The sequence below is a fragment of the Dactylosporangium vinaceum genome (assembly GCF_019904175.1).
Lineage (GTDB): Bacteria > Actinomycetota > Actinomycetes > Mycobacteriales > Micromonosporaceae > Dactylosporangium > Dactylosporangium vinaceum.
Genome location: NZ_CP061913.1, coordinates 5,609,470 through 5,626,453, shown reverse-complemented (window position 1 = coordinate 5,626,453; position 16,984 = coordinate 5,609,470). Strand labels below are relative to the sequence as shown.

Genomic DNA, 16,984 nt, shown 5'->3' with positions numbered 1-16,984 from the left:
GACGACACGTGCAGATCTACGTCGAACCGGACGCCATCAAACGGGAGCGCTACGCCGAGCAGTTGCTCCGCTCCGGATACCAGACAGTGCCGGACATGATCGAGCTGCAGCGGTACTTCAACGGCCACCCCGACTGCCTCCTCGTCGTCTTCGGCGCCGCCGTCGAGCTCGACGAGGTCCTCGAGTTCAGCGCCTACCAGCGGGTCCAGCGGCCCGAGCTCGGCATCGTGCTGGTGCGCACCCGGGTCACCAACGCGCTGCTGCAGAGCGCCCTGCGGGCCGGGATCCGCGAGGTCGTGCGCGACGACGAGACCGACATCCGGGCCGCCTGCCTGCGCGCGATCGAGGTGGGCAAGGCGATGCAGACGACCGTGCGGCCGGCGCGAACGGCCGACAGTACCGCCAAGGTCATCACGGTCTTCGCCGGGAAGGGCGGCTGTGGCAAGAGCGTCGTGGCCACCAACCTGGCCGTCGCCCTCGCCGCCGGTGGCAGCCGCCGGGTGCTGCTCATCGACCTCGACCTGCAGTTCGGCGACGTCGCCATCATGCTCAAGCTGGCCCCGGCCCGCGGCATCGCCGACGCCGTGCCGATGACCGGCCGCCTCGACGAGTCGGGCCTGCGCTCGCTCATCACCCACTACATCCCCGGCTGCGACACGCTGCTCGCACCGGCCAACCCGGCCTCGGCCGACCAGATCAGCCGGGACCTGGTCACCGAGCTGCTGACCACCGCCCGCCCGCTCTACGACTTCATCGTCATCGACACCTCCTCGGCCGTCACCGAGCAGGTCCTCGCGGCGCTTGACAGCTCCGACTGGTACGTCCTGGTCGTCACCCCCGACCTGCCGACCCTCAAGAGCATCCGGCTCACGGTGGAGATGTTCGACCTGCTCACGTACCCGCCGGACCAGCGGCTGATCCTGTTCAACCGGGCCGACTCGCAGGTCGGCCTGAGCATCGAGGACGTCGAGGAGGCGGTCGGGGCGCCGCTGTCGACCCACATGCCCTCGTCGCGGGACGTGCCGACGTCGGTCAACAAGGGCACGCCGCTGATCCTGGAGAACCCCGGCCACCCGGTCAGCCGGGCCGTACGCGGCCTCGCCGACCGCTGCGCCGGCATCGACCGCGAGCCCGAGCGGGTCCGCCGCGGCGCGCTCCTGTTCGGCCGGCGCAACGTCAGCAAGAAGACCGCCCGGAGCGAGGCGACATGAGCGGTACGGAGCGAAGCGGAGTGGCCGCTCATCAGTATTACAGGGTGGAGCTCAGGCCGGCGCCGGAGCCTGCGGAGGTGCCGGCATGAGCGGTACGGAGCGAAGCGGAGTGGCCGCTCATCAGTGTTACAGGGTGGAGCTCAGGCCGGCGCCGGAGCCTGCGGAGGTGCCGGCATGAGCGGTACGGAGCGAAGCGGAGTGGCCGCTCATCAGTGTTACAGGGTGGAGCTCAGGGCGGCGCCGGAGCCTGCGGAGGTACAGGCATGAGCCTGTCGGATCGGATTGCGCAGCGGACGCAGGGTGAGAGTGCCTGGCCGACGCCGATGATCGAGCCGAGCGCCGACGTGGTGGCGGCGCCGGTCGAGCGCCACCGGTTCAACGCGCGCACGGCGGCCGACCCCGTCGCCGAGGTCCGCCCGCGGATGCAGCGTGCGCTCGCCGAGATTCTCGGCCCGACGTTGTACGGCGGGCAGGCCGACGGCGCCGAAGACCTGGAGCAGCGCGTCCGGCAGACCCTCGCCGACCTCCTGGCCCGCGAGGAGACCCCCCTCGCCGGCGCCGACCGGGCCCGCATCACCCAGGAGGTCACCGACGAGATCCTGGGCCACGGCCCGATCGAGGGGCTGCTGCGCGATCCGACAGTCAGCGAGATCATGGTCAACGGGCCCCACTCGGTGTTCATCGAGCGGGCCGGGCGGATCCAGCCCGCGGAGGTCGAGTTCGACGACGAGGCCCACCTGCGCCGCATCATCGACCGGATCTGCTCGCGGGTCGGCCGCCGGGTCGACGAGGCGAGCCCGATGGTCGACGCCCGGCTGCCCGACGGGAGCCGGGTCAACGCCGTGGTGCCGCCGATCGCCCTTGACGGCTCGTCGCTGACGATCCGCAAGTTCGCGGTCCAGCCCCTGTCCGTCACCGACCTGGTCCGGTTCGGGACCCTGACCCGCAGCACGGCCGACTTCCTGCGGGCCTGCGTGCGCGGCCGGGCCAACATCATCGTCAGCGGCGGCACCGGCTCGGGCAAGACGACGATGCTCAACGTGCTGTCCGGCTTCGTGCCCGGCGGCGAGCGGATCGTGACGGTCGAGGACGCCGCCGAGCTCCAGCTGCGCCAGGAGCACGTGGTCCGGCTCGAGTCGCGCCCGCCGAACTTCGAGAACCGGGGTGTGATCAGCATCCGCGACCTGGTCCGCAATGCGCTGCGGATGCGCCCGGACCGCATCGTGGTCGGGGAGGTCCGCGACGCCGCCGCGCTGGACATGCTCCAGGCGATGAACACCGGCCACGACGGCTCGCTGACCACACTGCACGCCAACTCGCCCCGCGACGCGCTGGCCCGGCTGGAGACCATGGTGCTCATGGCTGGCATGGACCTGCCGCTGCGGGCGATCCGCGAGCAGACCGCCTCCGCCGTCCACCTGGTCATCCAGGTGAGCCGGCTGCGCGACGGCAGCCGCCGGGTGACCCACATCAGCGAGATCGTCGGCATGGAGGCCGAGATCATCAGCCTCCAGGACATCTTCCTCTACGACCAGGGCAGTGCCGCCCTGGCCGCCACCGGCATCCGGCCCCGGCTCCTGGATTCGCTGCTCATCCACGGCGTCACCGTCCCGGCCGGGACGTTCACCGAGGGCCGGCGGTGACCGCGCGGCTGGCCCTGGCGGCCGTGGCCACCGCGGCGTTCCTGGCCGCCTGGATCGCCCTGCCGCTGATCTTCCGCACGCCCATGCAGCGCCGCCTGCACGAGCTGCGCCGCTTCGGCCGCCGCCGGCTGCTCGGGCGCCGGTCCGGGCTCAAGCCGGCCGGGGCACTGCGGCGCGCGGCGACGGCGCCCGGCCGGGACTGGCAGCTGCGGACCCGGGCCCGGCTCGAGCACGCGGCGGTGCCCCTGACCGAGTGGCAGTGGGTAGGTGCCCGGGCCGCGCTCGTCGTCGTCACGTTCGCCGCGCTCATGATCGAGGTGCCGTGGTTCGTGGCGCTGCCGCTCGCCCTGCTGGCCGGGGCCGTGCTGCCCGGTGTGGTGCTGCGGGCCCGCGTCGCCCGCCGCAAGGCCGTCTTCGCCCAGGACCTGCCGGACGCGCTGCGCCTGGCGGTGAGCTCGCTGCGCTCCGGCTTCACGCTGCAGCACGCCATCCAGGCCGCGGCGAACGAGGGCGACGGCGTCGTCGCCGACGAGCTGCGGCGGGTGCTGAGCGAGACCCGCCTCGGCGGCCGCCTGGAGGACGCGTTGGAGCGCCTGGCCGAGCGGACCGCCAACCACGACGTGATCTGGCTCGTCATGGCGATCCGCATCCAGCGCGAGGTCGGCGGCAGCCTCTCCGACGTGCTGCAGACCACGACCGACACCATGCGCGAGCGGGCCCAGCTGCAGCGACACGTCCGGACGCTGTCGGCGGAGGGCCGGCTGTCCGCGGCGATCCTGTTCGCCCTGCCGATCGTCATCGGCGCGTGGCTGCTGGTGTTCCGCAGCGAGTACATCCGCCCGCTGATCAGTGAGCCGATCGGCATCGCGCTGCTGGTGTACGCGGTGCTCTCGCTCGGCGCGGGTGCCCTGTGGCTGCGCGTCGTGATCCGGATCGACGTCTGACGTGCCGGCCGTCCTCGCGATCGTCACGCTGGCCGCCGCCGGTGCGCTCATGGTCGTGGCGGTCGGGCTGCCGCCGACGGCCCGGGAGCGGGTCATGGCCGCGCTCACCCCGTTCGGCCGGCTCCCCGCCGCGCTGGCCGCCGCCCGGCTGACCGCCGGCCCGGCCCCGCTGCTGGCCCGCCTCGCCGACGGCCCGCTCGGCGCGGCCGGCCCCGCGATGACCGGCCCGCGCGCGGTGCGCCGGCTGCAGCGCTGGCTCGAGTACGCGGGCAGCCCGCCGGCCTGGCCCCTGGCCCGCCTGATCCGGGCCCGCAGCCTGGGCCTGTGCGGCGGGGTCGCCGCCGGCCTGTTCTTCGGCACCGCCTGGGCCGGGGTGGCGGGCCTGGTGGCCGGGGTGCCGCTGGGCGCGGCGATCGGCGCGTACCTCGTCGACCTGCTGCTGCTCAACGCCGCCCAGAAGCGCCAGGAGCAGATGCTCAAGCACCTCCCGGACGCGCTCGACGCCCTGGTCATCGGCGTCGAGGCCGGCCTGGGCCTGGACGCGGCGATGGCGCAGGTGGCCACCTACACGACCGGCCCGGTCGCGGCCGAGCTCACCCGCACGCTGCAGGAGATGCGCATCGGCAGCGCCCGGGCGACAGCCCTGCGGGCGCTGGCCGACCGGACCACGATCCGCGAGCTGCGCACGTTTCTGACGGCGCTGCTGCAGTCCGGGGAGCTGGGCATCCCGATCGCCGACGTGCTGCGCGAGCATTCGCGGGAGACCCGGATGAAGCGGCGCCAGCGGGCCGAGGAGATGGCGCAGAAGGTACCTGTGAAGATTCTGTTGCCTGTGTTGTTGTGCATTTTCCCGGCCATGTTCGTGATCATCCTGGGGCCCGGGTTCCTGAACCTCATGAAGACGTTCGGTCACTGACGAGCGTGTAGCGGCCGGGCGCCGGGACGCGGACCACCGTCCAGTCGCCGTCGGGCAGCACCGCCGCGCCGCCCGTTGCGCGGAGGCGGCGATGGTGGCGCACGCGGATCGGGACGGCGCCGGCCGCCGGGGCGTCGAACGTCAGCGTCGCCGCGGTCTGATCGACCAGGGCGGCGGGCGGCCCGACGATCGGGCGGGGGTTCGCCACCGCGTAGAGGCGCCAGTGCGCGCCGGACCAGACCGGGGTCAGGTAGGGCAGGCCCGCGCGGACCAGTGCCGCCTCCGCCTGCCCGGGCCACGACAGCCGCGCGTCCGGGACGGCCACGAACTGGACCGCCTGGTCGGCCAGCCAGGCCCGGTAGGTGTCGGCGGTCAGCGGGACGCCGGTGCCGCCCGCACCGGGGACGGTGGTGAAGAAGAGCGGGTTGCGGCCGATGTCGGCCTGGCGCAGCCAGCCCCGGGCCAGCGGGACCGCGCCCATCGAGGCCGCTTCCCAGGAGTCGCGGGTCGGCGGGATCTCGACCCGCCCGGTCAGCGGCGCCTCGCCCAGCCGGGCGCGCAGCGGCGTGAAGTAGGCCGGGTCGGCGGCCGGGTTGCCGATGTCGGCGACGTCGCCGAGCACCACCGGCGGCTGCCAGCAGCAGACCGCGGCCAGCACCGCGATCAGCCGGGCCCGGTCGAGCCCGCGGGCCGTCGCGTATCCGGCCAGGACCGGCAGGGCGAACATCACCACCAGACGGGTCGCGTTGAGGCCGACCGGCGTGTGCACGAGCGCCGCGGCGAGCACACCGGCGCCCGACAGGACACCGGCCGCGCGGACCGGGCGCAGCGGCACCAGCGCGGCGACCACGAGACTCGTCACGACCGCCCGCACGACCTCCCAGTGGCCGATGTTCATCCAGCCGCCGTTGCCGAACATGACGGCCGACAGCGCCAGGGGGACGGCCGCCGGCACCGCGACCAGCAGGCCGGGCCGGACCCGGCGGGCGATGACCAGGGCCACCCCGGCGAGCCCCACGAACAGCCCGGCGACCGGGCTGGTGGCCGACGCGAGCAGGGCGGCGCCGGCGGCTGCCCAGTGGGCCCGCGGCCAGGTCAGGGCGAGCAGGGCCAGCAGCCCGAAGAGGACGCCGAGGCCGTAGGTGACCCGCCCGGACACGAGGTTGCCGGCCAGGACCACCGCCCCGAGGAGCGCGGCCGGCACCGGGCGGACCGCCCCGGTGCGGCGCAGGAGCGCGGCGAGCGTGACGGCGGCCGCGACGAGCGTGACCGCCCCGGTGACCCGGACGCCGATGGCGGCCATGACCGCCTGGGCCACGAGGCTGTAGCCGAACTGGTCCACTCCCCCGTACCAGCGCAGGTCCACCGAGCTGCCGGCGTGGGCGGCGAAGAAGTCGGCCCGCGCGACCTGCGCCGACAGGTCAGTGCCCATGCGCGGCAGCAGCAGGTACACCACCCCGAGGGCCGCGGCGAGGAGCCCGGCCCGCACCTGCGCGTCCCGGCCCTGCCGTGCCGGGACGACGCGCGTGAGGGTCACGCCGACATACTGCCGTAGCGCACCCGGCCCGGGTGGCCCGCCCGTACGGCACCGGCGAGCGCCGGCACCCCGGCCGCGACCACGTCATCCACCGTCGGGCCGGAGCAGGTGCAGCAGGTGCGGCAGGCGGTCGAAGAGGTCGGGGAGGCCGCGGACGCCGCCCTGGGCGGACGCCTGCGACAGCGCGAGCCCGGGCCCGCTGCCGGCCTCGACACCGGTCTCGGCGCCGTCCAGGCAGCGGCGGATGTTCCACCGCGTGTGCCCCAGCCAGCCGCCGATCATGTACACGAACCAGCTCGGCCCCCACGGCGGCAGCACCCCGCCGCCGGCGACGTACCCGTCGAGGACCGCGGCGAAGACGGCCGGCTGGACGTCGTCGAAGCCGGGCCCCTTGGCGATGCCGAGCGCTGTCGAGCCGAGCTCGCCGGCCAGGTCGAGCCGCCCGGAGAGCTCCCAGTCGAGCAGGACCGGCTTCCCGTCCCGCGCGAGGAGGTTCCAGGGCTGGATGTCACGGTGGGTCAGCACCACGGGCCCGGGCCGCTCGCAGCCCTCGACGAGGTCGGCGATCGCCTGGAACGTCTCGACCCGGGCGGCCAGCTCGCCCGCCCACAGCTGGCCGGTCGCCGCGGCCCGCGCGGCGAGCTCGGGCCAGTCCCGGGCCACCGGCTCCTCCTCCTCGGCGTCGCTCCAGGGCACGTCGAGGGCGTGGACGCGGGCGAGGATCTCCCCGATCGCGAACGCGTACTGCCGGGTCACGGGGGCCTCGGGCACCTTCTCGCCCTCGACCCAGCGGTGCACGAGCGTGTCCGGGCCCATCGAGACGGGCTCGGGCATCGGGATGCCGGCGGCGAAGGCGGCCCGCTCGAACCGGAAGACGTCTTCGGCGCGGTAGGCCACCCGCCGGTCGAGGACGTTGAGTGCCTTGACGGCGAACGACCCCTGCTCGGTGTCGAGCCGGTACATCCGGTTGGCGAACCCGCCGTGGACCCGGACCATCGGACGGACGGGCACGCCGAGATGCGAGAGATCCACCCACCGCACTCTAGGCCAACGCTGCGCCTCCCGGCTCCGCCGCCGGCGCGCCTGGCCCATAGCCGCCGCCGGCGTCCGGCCGGGCCGCCCGGCAGTGCGACGAGCGGCCCGGCGGGTGGGGGCCGGTCAGCTCGTGTGGCCGGCGGCCCAGCAGGTGGTGTCCGTGTGGCAGTGCTGGAGGGCGTTCAGGTCGGCGTGCAGGGTCGTGCGGCGGGCGGCGGGGAGGGTGTCGTAGGCGTTGGTCAGCTGGTACGGGTCCGTGGTGCGGTCGTAGTACTCGTGTTCGCCGTCGTCGTACTCCACGTACGTGTACGTGGCGGTGCGCAGGGCCGCGTAGGTCGTCGGCATGCCGTTGCGGGCGTCCTGGACGTCCGGGTCGTCGGGGCTGGCGCCGGGGCCGTGGTGTTCGATCAGGGAGGCGGTGCGCCACGGAGCGGTCTGACCGCCGGAGGCCAGGGTGAGCAGCGAGCGGCCGTCCACGTCGCCGGCCACCGGGGCGCCGCCGATGCGCTGGAAGGTGGGGGCCAGGTCGATGTTCTGCACGGCCTGGGGGCGGCTGACGGCGCCGGGGACGTTCGGGCCGGCGATCACCAGGGGGACCACCACGTCGTGGTCGAAGGCTGTCTGCTTACCCTCGACCAGGCGGTGATCGCCCATGTGGAAGCCGTTGTCGGAGCTGAACACGACGTACGTGCTGCCGGTGACGCCGGAGTCGGTGAGCTGCTGCCGCAGGCCGGTGATCATGCGGTCGACGGCCTGCACGGCCTGTGCGCGCTTGCGGTAGTCTGTGTTGATCTTCTCGATCTCGGCGGCCGTCAGGGGGCCGTTGCCGGCGAGCCAGGCCGGCGCGCCGGTGGGCCGGGTGTCCCAGGCCGGCGTGTGCGGGGCGGTCAGGCCGGGGAACTTGTCGAGGTCCGAGCGGGCCGGGGTGAACGGGGCGTGCGGGGCGAACGTGGAGATCTCCAGCAGGAACGGCTTGTGCGCCGCGGCCGTGCGCTTGATGAACGAGCGGCCCTTGGCGCCCACGACGTCGGTCAGGTAGTCGGCGTCGGTGTCGCCGTAGTGCACCAGGGTGCCGTTCTCGTTCAGGTTGTAGTCGTACTCGCCGTAGGCGTTGCCGGCGCCGTACCACTCGGTCCAGCCCGGCGGCGTGTACAGATCCTTGGGCAGGTAGCCGTTGAGATACTTGCCCATGAACGCGGTGGTGTACCCCTGGGCCTGCAGCGCGGTGGCGAAGGTGTGCGCCTCGTTGCCGCGGTCGTGGAAGACGGCGAAGCCGCCGTCGGGGCTCTCGTTGGTGAAGACCCCCGTGTCGTGCGGGAACTTCCCGGTGAAGATCGATGACCGGGACGGGCAGCACAGCGAGTCGGCGACCGTGTAGTCGGTGAACGTCGTGCCGTCCGACTGCAGGCGCTTGACGCTCGGCATGTACTGCACCAGGTTCCACGCCAGATCGTCGACCAGGACGAACACGATGTTCGGCGGGGTCGCGGCGGCGGCGGCGACCGGTGACGGGCCGCCGGAGGCGGCCAGGCCGGCGGTGGCCGCCAGCGCGGCGATGGCCAGGACGGCAGGAAATCTACGCATGCCATCCACAATCGTCGAACACCGGGCCCGCAACGGTGAGCCCGGTGTTCGAGTCATGTAAATATATAGAACAAGTAGGAAAGGGCCGGGTGCGCCTCAGCCGTAGTAGATGTCGGACGCCTCGGCGGTCTTGTTCTTGGCGGGCCGCTTGGTGGCCAGCGGCTGCCCGTGGCCGGCGAACGTCGTCGTCATGTCGATGGTCTGGTCCTTCACGTCCAGCACGATGTGCAGGCTCGTGATGTTGCCCTGGTCATCGGTGGTCACGGTGAACGGCGCGGTGCCGCCGTAGATGGCGACGATGCTGGGCCGCCCGACCGGCAGGAAGTTGTACTTCGCCCCGGGCTTGAACTGCCCCTTGTACTCGTGCGGCCCGCCCGCGCTCGCCTCCGTCACGGCACCGGTGAACGCCACCAGGCCGATCGGGTCCTCCATGTCGATCCCGTACAGGGTCTGGCTCTTGAGCCGCCCGAGGTCGAGGTGGACCCACTTCGTGTTCTCCTTGGTGAGCACGTAGGAGTCGGTGCCCACGACGATGCGGTGATGGGTGCCGTCGTCGGTGCCGGTCCCGGCGACGGTCACGGTCTCCTCGAAGACCTTGCCGGCGTGGTCGAAGCCGCCCGTGGCGTCGACGGTGCCGGTGGCGGTGCCCTTGGTGTCGGCGGGCAGGTTGCTCTTGACGTGGTATGTGAACTGCGCCCCGGCGAGCCGGTTGAGCGCGGCGACCACGTCGTCCTTGGCCGGGGCCGGGCTCGGCGACGGCGCGGCCTTCGAGGAGGTGGTGGTGGGCCGCACCGGGTGGGGATCCGGCTGCGGCATCCCCAGGCAGCCCGAGGTCCCGACTCCGGCCAGCACCAGGACGGCCAGGAACGACGTGTGACGTGGCATCCGCTTTCCCCCGTGCATCGAGCGATCCAGATCAACGGCGCGAAGGATAGTCGACACCGTCAAGCGACGCGTACCGGAAATTCGCGGCGGGACGAGGTGCGGCCCGCTCAGCGCACGGTCCGCAGGAAGTCGTCGACGGCCCTGGCGGCGTTCGCGGTGCCCTCGGCGGCCTGGGTCAGCAGGTCCGAGCCGTGCTGCACCCCGGCCACCACGACCAGCCGGCGGCCCGGGCCGGGTGTGGCGTCGTACAGCGGCCGGCTCGGCGGAGGGGGCGCAGCCCGCGAGGAGGAGCACGCAACAGATCCCCGTGAACGATCGCATACCCGGTGCGATGCTTGGCCGGGACGGTTCCCGGACGTCTCGGCCTTGCGCGGCCCCGGGCCCGGTCATATGGTGACGATTGTCGATTTAGAAGCCTTGTTTACAGTCGGGAGGCGGCCATGCTGCTCAGGCTGGTGCTCGCGGGCCTGGTCGCCGCGGGCGTGTCCACCGCCGTGGTCGCCGAGCCGGTCGCGGCGACGACCGGCACCGGCTACGCCGACATCGTGCCCGCGCCGGTGTCCGCGCACACCGCGGCCGGGCGCTTCACGATCGGCCGGGGCACGACGATCTCGGCCGGGCCTTCCGCGCGTGGGGTGGCGCAGTACCTCGCCGGGGTCCTGCGCCCGGCCACCGGCCGCCCGCTGCCGATCGTCCGGCCCGGGCGGGGCGGCGACACGATCGCGCTGGTGCTCGCCGGGGCGGACACCGGCGACGAGAGCTACCGCCTGGACGTCGACGGGCGGGGCGTGACGCTGACCGCCGGGCGGGCGGCCGGGCTCTTCGCGGGTGTGCAGACGCTGCGGCAGCTGCTCGCCGGGCGCAGCGTCCCCGCCGGCCACGTCACGGACGCGCCGCGTTTCGCCTACCGCGGCGCGATGCTCGACGTGGCCCGGCACTTCTTCACCGTCGCGCAGGTGGAGCGGTACATCGACCAGCTGTCGCTGTACAAGATAAACACGCTGCATCTGCACCTGGCGGACGACCAGGGCTGGCGCCTGTTCATCAACAGCTGGCCGCGGCTGGCCACGTTCGGCGGGAGCACCGCCGTCGACGGGGACCCGGGCGGCTACTACACGCAGGCCCAGTACCGCGCGCTCGTCGCCTACGCGGCCGACCGGTACGTCACGATCATCCCCGAGATCGACATGCCCGGCCACGTCAACGCGGCCCTGGCGTCGTACGCGGAGCTGAACTGCGACGGTGTGGCGCCGCCGCTCTACACGGGCACGGAGGTCGGGTTCAGCACGCTGTGCGTGAACAAGGACATCACGTACAGGTTCCTGGACGACGTGATCGGCGAGCTGGCCGCGCTGACCCCCGGCCCGTACCTGCACATCGGCGGCGACGAGGCCCACTCGACGAGCCCGGCCGACTACGTGACGTTCATGAACCGCGTCCAGGGCATCGTCGCCGCGCACGGCAAGAAGGTCCAGGCGTGGCACAACGTGGTCGCGGCGACCCCGCTGCCGACGACCGTCGCGCAGTACTGGGACACGACCGACGACAACCCGGCGGTGGCCGCGGCCGCGCGCAGCGGCACCGGGGTCGTGCTGTCGCCGGCCAACCTGGCCTACCTGGACATGAAGTACAACCCGTCGACACCGCTGGGCCAGGACTGGGCCGCGCTCATCGAGGTCCGCGACGCGTACGGCTGGGACCCCGGCTCGTACCTCCTCGGCGCGCCGCCGTCGGCCATCCGGGGCGTGGAGGGTCCGCTGTGGACGGAGACGCTGCGGACGTCGGCGGACATCGAGTACATGGCGTTCCCACGGCTGCCGGCGCTGGCCGAGCTGGCCTGGTCGCCGCCGTCGACCCACGACTGGTCGGCGTTCCGGCTGCGGCTGGCCGCGCAGGCTCCGCTGTGGCGCGCGCTGGGCATCAACTTCTACCGCTCGCCGCAGATTCCCTGGAGGTAGCGCTCGCCAGCGGCGGCCTCACGGCATCGCCCCCGCAGACGGACCTAACTCGAGGGAGACATCTGAATCAGCCTGAAGTCCGCGTGGTCGCGGGTCGCATTGCCACACTTCCATGTCCCGCTGTATGTCGGCCTACCCTGCCCCTCAACCACCGCGGCATAGTCCTGCGTCAGACATGATCCGTCCTTCTCAACGCCGTAAACGGCCAGTCGCCCACCGATGTTCGCATTCCTGAAGTACACCGGCCCGCCTGTCACCTGCCCTGTCAAGCTCGGTTCCCCGTTCCACAGGCCCGAGTAACAGGCGCCGAACATACCCGGCATCATTCGCTCGTCCAGACCGACGTTCATGCAATTCTTCACGTCGGTCTCGGCTAGTGAGACATAATTTGAATAGGGGGACCGGCGGGTGCCGGCAATTACCAGGTTCCTGAATTCACCCTCATATATGCCGGCAAATCCGTGGACGGGCCCGGGCACCGCCAGGGGAGTCGACGGCGCCGATTGATTCGCTCGCGGATTGGCAACCGCGGAGACGACAGCATGCGCCTGTGTCGAGTTCGACCCGGACCCGCGATCCCATGGCCGTGCAGCGACCGCGACGCCCGCGACGAGCGGGAGGACGACCGCGATCACCGGCCAGCGAAGCCACTTCGGCTGCGCAGGCCGCGATGACGTCGGCTTTGATCGCACCTCTCCGGGCCCATTGACCGGATCGGGGCCGGTTGCGGGGTGAGGTGCGTAGGTCGGCCCGGCGAGCGGTGCGCGAGCCTTCAGGAGTTCGAAGATCACATGCGGCGCTTCGTCCTGGCGCAACCGGCCGCGCTCCCCGGATGGACGCTTGGGCCGAGCGGCGAGCGTCTGCGGGTATTCAAGATCGTCGGCCGACGGCGGGCGGGGATTCGTCATCGAGGCTCCAGCAACACTTCAATAGTCAACATATCTTCGGGATCATTCACGAAACCGGCGGTCTTCATCATCAGGACACGATGGCGCCTTCGACCTCGGGGATCCGCCCTCCGAACGATTTGATCATTCGTCAGGGGCTCCGGCTGCGGGTAGCGTACTGGAGCGCTTCCGAAGATCGTTCCCGACCTGGCGCGCCGAGGCGTGGCCGCGAACCGCAGATTCGATTTCTCCATGTCACTGCCCGGCTGCGGCGGGAGCACTGAGGAATACCGGTGCACCGGCTCGAGCCGCTCCGGAGGGCGGCCTCAGGCGTACCGGGCGGCGAGCGCGGCCCCGATCGCGGCCAGGTGGGCGCGGACGCCGGGCGGGCCGGTCACCTCGAGCCACTCGATCAGGCCGGCCAGCTCGCTGGCGAGGGCGTACTCGTTGTAGCCGCGGATCACGACCTCGACGCGGCCGTCGGCCGTCGGGCCGCCGACGTCGAGGCGGTCGCCGAGGATCATCCGGAGCCGGGCCAGGCCGTCGGGTGCGCAGGTGGCCCGGCTCTCCAGGGGCGTGCGCCGGCGCTCGACCTCGTCGGCGATCGCGCGCCAGCTTGCGGCGAGGTCGAAGCCGGCGGGGCGGTGGACCGGGTCGCCGGTCGGGACGGCGGTGGACACCCGGTCGATGCGGAAGGTTCGGCGGCCGGCGGGGGTGTCGGCGATGAGGTACCAGAACGGCCCCTTGGCGACGATGCCCAGCGGATGCACGGTCCGCTCCGTTGCGGCGCCGGTGCTGTCGGCGTAGCCGAGCCGGACCTGGGTGCCCCGGATCACCGCGTCCTGCAGGTCGTCGAGGAGGTGCGGCGGCCGGGGCTCGACGCGGCTCGAACCCCATCGTTGCGGGTCCGTGAGCACCGCTGACGCCGCGGCCTCGGCCTGGGCACGGAAGGGCTCCGGGAGGGCCCGCACCAGCTTGCGCAGCGCCGCTCGCACCGCGGGCGTCGCCGCCGAGGCCGGTCCGGCGACCAGGAACAGGGCGCGGGCCTCGGCCGCGGTCAGGCCGGACAGGTCGGTGCGGGCGCCGCCCACGAGGCGCCAGCCGCCGCCGCGGCCCTGGGTGGAGTAGACGGGGACGCCGGCCATGGCCAGGGCGTCCAGGTCACGGCGGGCGGTGCGCTCGGACACCTCCAGCTCCCGGGCGACGTCCGCCGCCGTCACCCGGTCGCGCCGCTGCAGCAGGAGAAGGACGGCCATCAGCCGGTCGGCTCGCATACGGCGACACTCGCACGGCAAACCGGTCAGGGGGTGGCCTGTTTACCTCGCCACGATGGCGGCATGACCGACTTTCCCGAACCCGGCATCATCCACGTCAACGGCGTGCAGCTCGAGGTGTTCGAAGCGGGCCGCGAGCATGCCGGGCGGCCCATCGTGCTCTGCCACGGCTGGCCCGAGCACGCCTTCTCCTGGCGCCACCAGGTGCCGGCCCTGGCCGCGGCGGGCTACCACGTCATCGTCCCCAACCAGCGGGGCTACGGCAACTCGTCCCGCCCGGCCGGCGTGACCGACTACGACATCGAGCACCTGGCCGGTGACCTCGTCGCGCTCCTCGACCACTACGGCTACGCGGACGCGACATTCGTCGGGCACGACTGGGGCGCGTTCGTCGTCTGGGGCCTGGCCCTGCTGCACCCCGACCGGGTCAACGGCGTGGTCGCGCTGAGCTTGCCGTACCAGGAGCGCGGGGAGAGGCCGTGGCTGGAGTCCATGGCGGCCGGGCTCGGCGACGACTTCTACTTCGTCCACTTCAACCGCCGGCCGGGGGTCGCCGACGCGGTGCTCGACGCGCACCCGGGCCGGTTCCTGCGCAACCTGTTCCGCCGGCCCACCGCCCCGCGGCCGCCGTCGCCGGGGATGGTGATGATCGAGCTCGCGCTGGCCGAGACGCCCGTCGGTGAGCCCGTCATGAGCGACGGCGAGCTGGCCGTCTTCGTCGCCGCCTTCGAGTCGAGCGGCTTCACGGGCAGCATCAACTGGTACCGCAACCTCGATCGCAACTGGCATCTGCTGGCCGGCGCCGACCCGGTCGTCCGGTCGCCCGCACTCATGATCTACGGCGACCGGGACCCGATCGTGCGCGCGGAGCGGCTGGCCGACTTCGTGCCCGGGGTGGAGGTGGTAAGCCTCGACTGCGGCCACTGGATCCAGCAGGAGATGCCGGAGGAGACGAACCAGGCGATCCTGCGGTGGCTGGACCGGCGGCCGGCCGGGCGTCAGTAGATGCGGCGGCCCTGGGCGTCGGGGATGCCGGACTTGCGGTGGAAGTAGGTGTTGATCTGGTCGCGCCATTCGTTGGCCGAGCGCTCCTGCTCGCGCAGGCGGTCGGCCACGCGGGCGTGGAGGTCCTCGCCGACCGTCTCCGGGGGCAGGGCGGCCCAGCGCCCGACCATCTCGGCGACCGCGGCGGCGCCCTGGAAGTGGGTGTCGTAGATGTGCTGGATGACGGTCTTGCCGGAGTGCAGGACGTGGGTGTACGGCACGTGGTGGAAGAACAGCAGCAGCTCGTCGGGGCACGTGGCCAGGGACTCGTGCTCGTCGGCCAGGGGCTGCGGGTACTGGCCCGTGAAGCCGGTGCCGGTGGCCCGGGTGCGGTCCACGCCGACGCCGTCGCGGTCGGCGAAGTGGTAGGTGCCCCAGCGGCTGTACTCGTAGCCGTCGACGTCGGGGCCGTAGTGGTCGCCGGGGTGGACCATGAAGCCGACGCCCAGCGGGGACGTGTAACCCTCGTACACGGCCCACGAGTCGCGCATCAGCTCGTGCACGACGCCGGCGGCGGCCGGGGGGAAGGTGAGCCCGATCCACTCGTCGAGCAGTGCGGTCGGGTCGAGGGCCGGGTCCCAGGCCAGGCGGCCCGCCGCGTACAGGTTGGCCTGGGCCAGGGGGTGGTTCGTCCAGTACCGGTCGTCGCCCGCGTTGGAGACCGTGACCACGGCGTCGACGGCACCGGCCACAGTGGACAGCACCGAGCTCCACATCGGCGGGAGGTAGCACACGTGGCGCTGCTGGCCCGTGTACTCCTGGGTGGCCTGGAACTCCACGGCCAGGCTGGTACGCGGCATGGACAGCAGGACCGGGGAGACGGGTTCGCGGGGCTGGAAGTCGATCGGGCCGTGCTTGACCTGCAGCACGACGTTCGCCGCGAACTCGCCGTCAAGCGGCGTGAAGTGGTCGTACGCGGCGCGGGCGCGGTCGGTGCTGCGGTCGCGCCAGTCCTGGCGGTGGTTGTACACGAACGCACGCCAGTAGACCTCCCCGCCGAACGGGGCCAGGGCGGCGGCCAGCACGTTGGCGCCGTCGGCGTGGGTCCGGCCATACGCGAACGGTCCGGGCTGGCCCTCCGAGTCGGCCTTCACGACGTAGCCGCCGAAGTCCGGGATCGTGGCGTACACCCGCTGCGTCGCCGTCGCCCACCAATCCTTGACGCGCTCGTCGGCCGGGTCGGCGGTGTCGAGCCCGCCGAGCACCATGGGCGCGGCGAAGGAGACCGACAGATAGACGCGGATATGGTACTGCCGGAACCGCGCCGCCAGCGCCGCCACCTCACTGAGCCGATCCGTCAGCAGCCGCGCCTCCCCCGCGTGGACGTTGACGTTGTTGAGCGACACGGCATTGATCCCGACCGACGCGAGCAGCCGCGCATAGTCGCCGACCCGGTCCAGGTCGTCGGTGAGCGCCCCGTCCTCCCAGAACAGCGACCCGCCGGAGTACCCGCGCTCGACCTGCCCCATCACCGGGTGCACGAACACGTTGTCCCAGTGCTGCACCATCCGCCGAGCCACGAACGGCCGGTGCGTCTGCGCGGCCAGCTCCCCGTCGAGCCGCAGCGCGTGGAACGACCCGTACATGAGCCCGGCCTCGTCCGCCGCGACCACGGTGGTCACCCCACCCGACCGCGCGATCGTGTACGCCTCCGCCTCCAGCCCGCACAGCGGGTCCCGCGTCAGCACGACGTCGTCGCCGAGCCCGGACCCACCGCCCAACCCCCCGAGCCACGCCGGATGCACCCCGCTCATGCCGTCGCCTCCGCAAGCTCCACCCTGCAACACCGATGAGCGCCCACCCCGCTTCGCTCCGTACCGCTCATGCCGCCGCCTCCGCATCCATGGCCGCGGGTCGCCCGGACCCACCGCCCGCCACCGCAAGCCCCGGCCGGCACCCGGCAGGCCCGCCGACCATCACTCCGATCCACATCGGGGACGCCGCCGCACCCCACACGCGCACGAACAGCCCCGCCGCATCCGGTATGCGCACGAACAGCCGCGCCGCACCCCGCATGCGCACGAACGTCGCCGCCCCACCCCGCACGCGCACGGACAGCCCCGCCG

The 16,984-nt window shown here is 72.7% G+C and carries 13 protein-coding genes; 6 read left to right on the top strand and 7 right to left on the bottom strand.

Translation table 11 applies throughout. The features are described from left to right. The first annotated feature begins 8 nt into the window (after positions 1 to 8). The 4 genes from Dvina_RS25140 (at position 9) to Dvina_RS25125 (ending at position 4,714) form a co-directional block, all read left to right on the top strand. Positions 9 to 1,211: a CpaE/TadZ family protein gene (locus Dvina_RS25140; protein ID WP_223104911.1), complete on the top strand. Its 1,203-nt coding sequence runs from the start codon at positions 9 to 11 to the stop codon at positions 1,209 to 1,211. A gap of 263 nt (positions 1,212 to 1,474) precedes the next feature. Further along, positions 1,475 to 2,854: a TadA family conjugal transfer-associated ATPase gene (locus Dvina_RS25135; RefSeq protein ID WP_223104910.1), complete on the top strand. Its 1,380-nt coding sequence runs from the start codon at positions 1,475 to 1,477 to the stop codon at positions 2,852 to 2,854. Then, positions 2,851 to 3,798 carry a type II secretion system F family protein gene (locus tag Dvina_RS25130; protein WP_223104909.1) on the top strand — a complete coding sequence of 316 codons (948 nt, stop codon included), beginning with the start codon at positions 2,851 to 2,853 and terminating at the stop codon, positions 3,796 to 3,798. Before Dvina_RS25135 ends, Dvina_RS25130 begins: the two co-directional genes overlap by 4 nt. 1 nt (position 3,799) lies before the next feature. Further along, positions 3,800 to 4,714: a type II secretion system F family protein gene (locus Dvina_RS25125; RefSeq protein WP_223104908.1), complete on the top strand. Its 915-nt coding sequence runs from the start codon at positions 3,800 to 3,802 to the stop codon at positions 4,712 to 4,714. On the opposite strand, the gene Dvina_RS25120 is transcribed toward Dvina_RS25125, so the two are convergent. The 4 genes from Dvina_RS25120 to Dvina_RS25105 form a co-directional block, all read right to left on the bottom strand. After that, positions 4,692 to 6,146, bottom strand: coding sequence for a hypothetical protein (locus tag Dvina_RS25120; RefSeq protein WP_246656584.1), 1,455 nt, complete (start codon positions 6,144 to 6,146; stop codon positions 4,692 to 4,694). The genes Dvina_RS25125 and Dvina_RS25120 overlap by 23 nt on opposite strands. Before the next feature lie 189 nt (positions 6,147 to 6,335). After that, complete coding sequence (locus Dvina_RS25115; RefSeq protein WP_223104907.1) at positions 6,336 to 7,283, bottom strand: phosphotransferase family protein; 948 nt, start codon at positions 7,281 to 7,283, stop codon at positions 6,336 to 6,338. A 126-nt stretch (positions 7,284 to 7,409) separates the two neighbouring features. Next, the gene (locus Dvina_RS25110; RefSeq protein ID WP_223104906.1) at positions 7,410 to 8,870 is read right to left on the bottom strand and encodes a sulfatase family protein; all 1,461 of its coding nucleotides are present in this window, start codon (positions 8,868 to 8,870) and stop codon (positions 7,410 to 7,412) included. A 96-nt stretch (positions 8,871 to 8,966) separates the two neighbouring features. After that, positions 8,967 to 9,755, bottom strand: coding sequence for a hypothetical protein (locus tag Dvina_RS25105; RefSeq protein ID WP_223104905.1), 789 nt, complete (start codon positions 9,753 to 9,755; stop codon positions 8,967 to 8,969). Positions 9,756 to 10,195: 440 nt separating this feature from the next. Here Dvina_RS25105 and Dvina_RS25100 point away from each other — a divergent pair, with 440 nt between their 5' ends. Further along, a complete protein-coding gene (locus Dvina_RS25100; RefSeq protein ID WP_223104904.1) occupies positions 10,196 to 11,713 on the top strand; it encodes a beta-N-acetylhexosaminidase in 1,518 nt (505 codons plus the stop codon). 44 nt (positions 11,714 to 11,757) lie between these two features. On the opposite strand, the gene Dvina_RS25095 is transcribed toward Dvina_RS25100, so the two are convergent. Beyond that, positions 11,758 to 12,621, bottom strand: a complete 864-nt coding sequence (locus Dvina_RS25095) for a hypothetical protein (RefSeq protein WP_223104903.1) — start codon at positions 12,619 to 12,621, stop codon at positions 11,758 to 11,760. A gap of 305 nt (positions 12,622 to 12,926) precedes the next feature. Next, positions 12,927 to 13,874, bottom strand: coding sequence for a helix-turn-helix transcriptional regulator (locus Dvina_RS25090; protein WP_223104902.1), 948 nt, complete (start codon positions 13,872 to 13,874; stop codon positions 12,927 to 12,929). Between the two features lie 63 nt (positions 13,875 to 13,937). Between Dvina_RS25090 and Dvina_RS25085 the strand changes: the two genes are divergently transcribed. Continuing rightward, positions 13,938 to 14,879: an alpha/beta fold hydrolase gene (locus Dvina_RS25085; RefSeq protein WP_223104901.1), complete on the top strand. Its 942-nt coding sequence runs from the start codon at positions 13,938 to 13,940 to the stop codon at positions 14,877 to 14,879. Here the strand turns inward: Dvina_RS25085 and Dvina_RS25080 are convergent. Continuing rightward, positions 14,873 to 16,672 carry an alpha-glucuronidase gene (locus tag Dvina_RS25080; protein ID WP_246656430.1) on the bottom strand — a complete coding sequence of 600 codons (1,800 nt, stop codon included), beginning with the start codon at positions 16,670 to 16,672 and terminating at the stop codon, positions 14,873 to 14,875. The two genes, Dvina_RS25085 and Dvina_RS25080, sit on opposite strands and share 7 nt — an antisense overlap. Positions 16,673 to 16,984: the final 312 nt, after the last annotated feature.

Excerpts from the sequence above, each read along its gene's own strand:
- Dvina_RS25090 (WP_223104902.1), bottom strand. The coding sequence starts at position 13,874 with ATGCGAGCCGACCGGCTGATGGCCGTCCTTCTCCTGCTGCAGCGGCGC.
- Dvina_RS25110 (WP_223104906.1), bottom strand. The coding sequence starts at position 8,870 with ATGCGTAGATTTCCTGCCGTCCTGGCCATCGCCGCGCTGGCGGCCACC.
- Dvina_RS25105 (WP_223104905.1), bottom strand. The coding sequence starts at position 9,755 with ATGCCACGTCACACGTCGTTCCTGGCCGTCCTGGTGCTGGCCGGAGTC.
- Dvina_RS25085 (WP_223104901.1), top strand. The coding sequence starts at position 13,938 with ATGACCGACTTTCCCGAACCCGGCATCATCCACGTCAACGGCGTGCAG.
- Dvina_RS25135 (WP_223104910.1), top strand. The coding sequence starts at position 1,475 with ATGAGCCTGTCGGATCGGATTGCGCAGCGGACGCAGGGTGAGAGTGCC.
- Dvina_RS25120 (WP_246656584.1), bottom strand. The coding sequence starts at position 6,146 with ATGGGCACTGACCTGTCGGCGCAGGTCGCGCGGGCCGACTTCTTCGCC.
- Dvina_RS25080 (WP_246656430.1), bottom strand. The coding sequence starts at position 16,672 with ATGAGCGGGGTGCATCCGGCGTGGCTCGGGGGGTTGGGCGGTGGGTCC.
- Dvina_RS25095 (WP_223104903.1), bottom strand. The coding sequence starts at position 12,621 with ATGACGAATCCCCGCCCGCCGTCGGCCGACGATCTTGAATACCCGCAG.
- Dvina_RS25100 (WP_223104904.1), top strand. The coding sequence starts at position 10,196 with ATGCTGCTCAGGCTGGTGCTCGCGGGCCTGGTCGCCGCGGGCGTGTCC.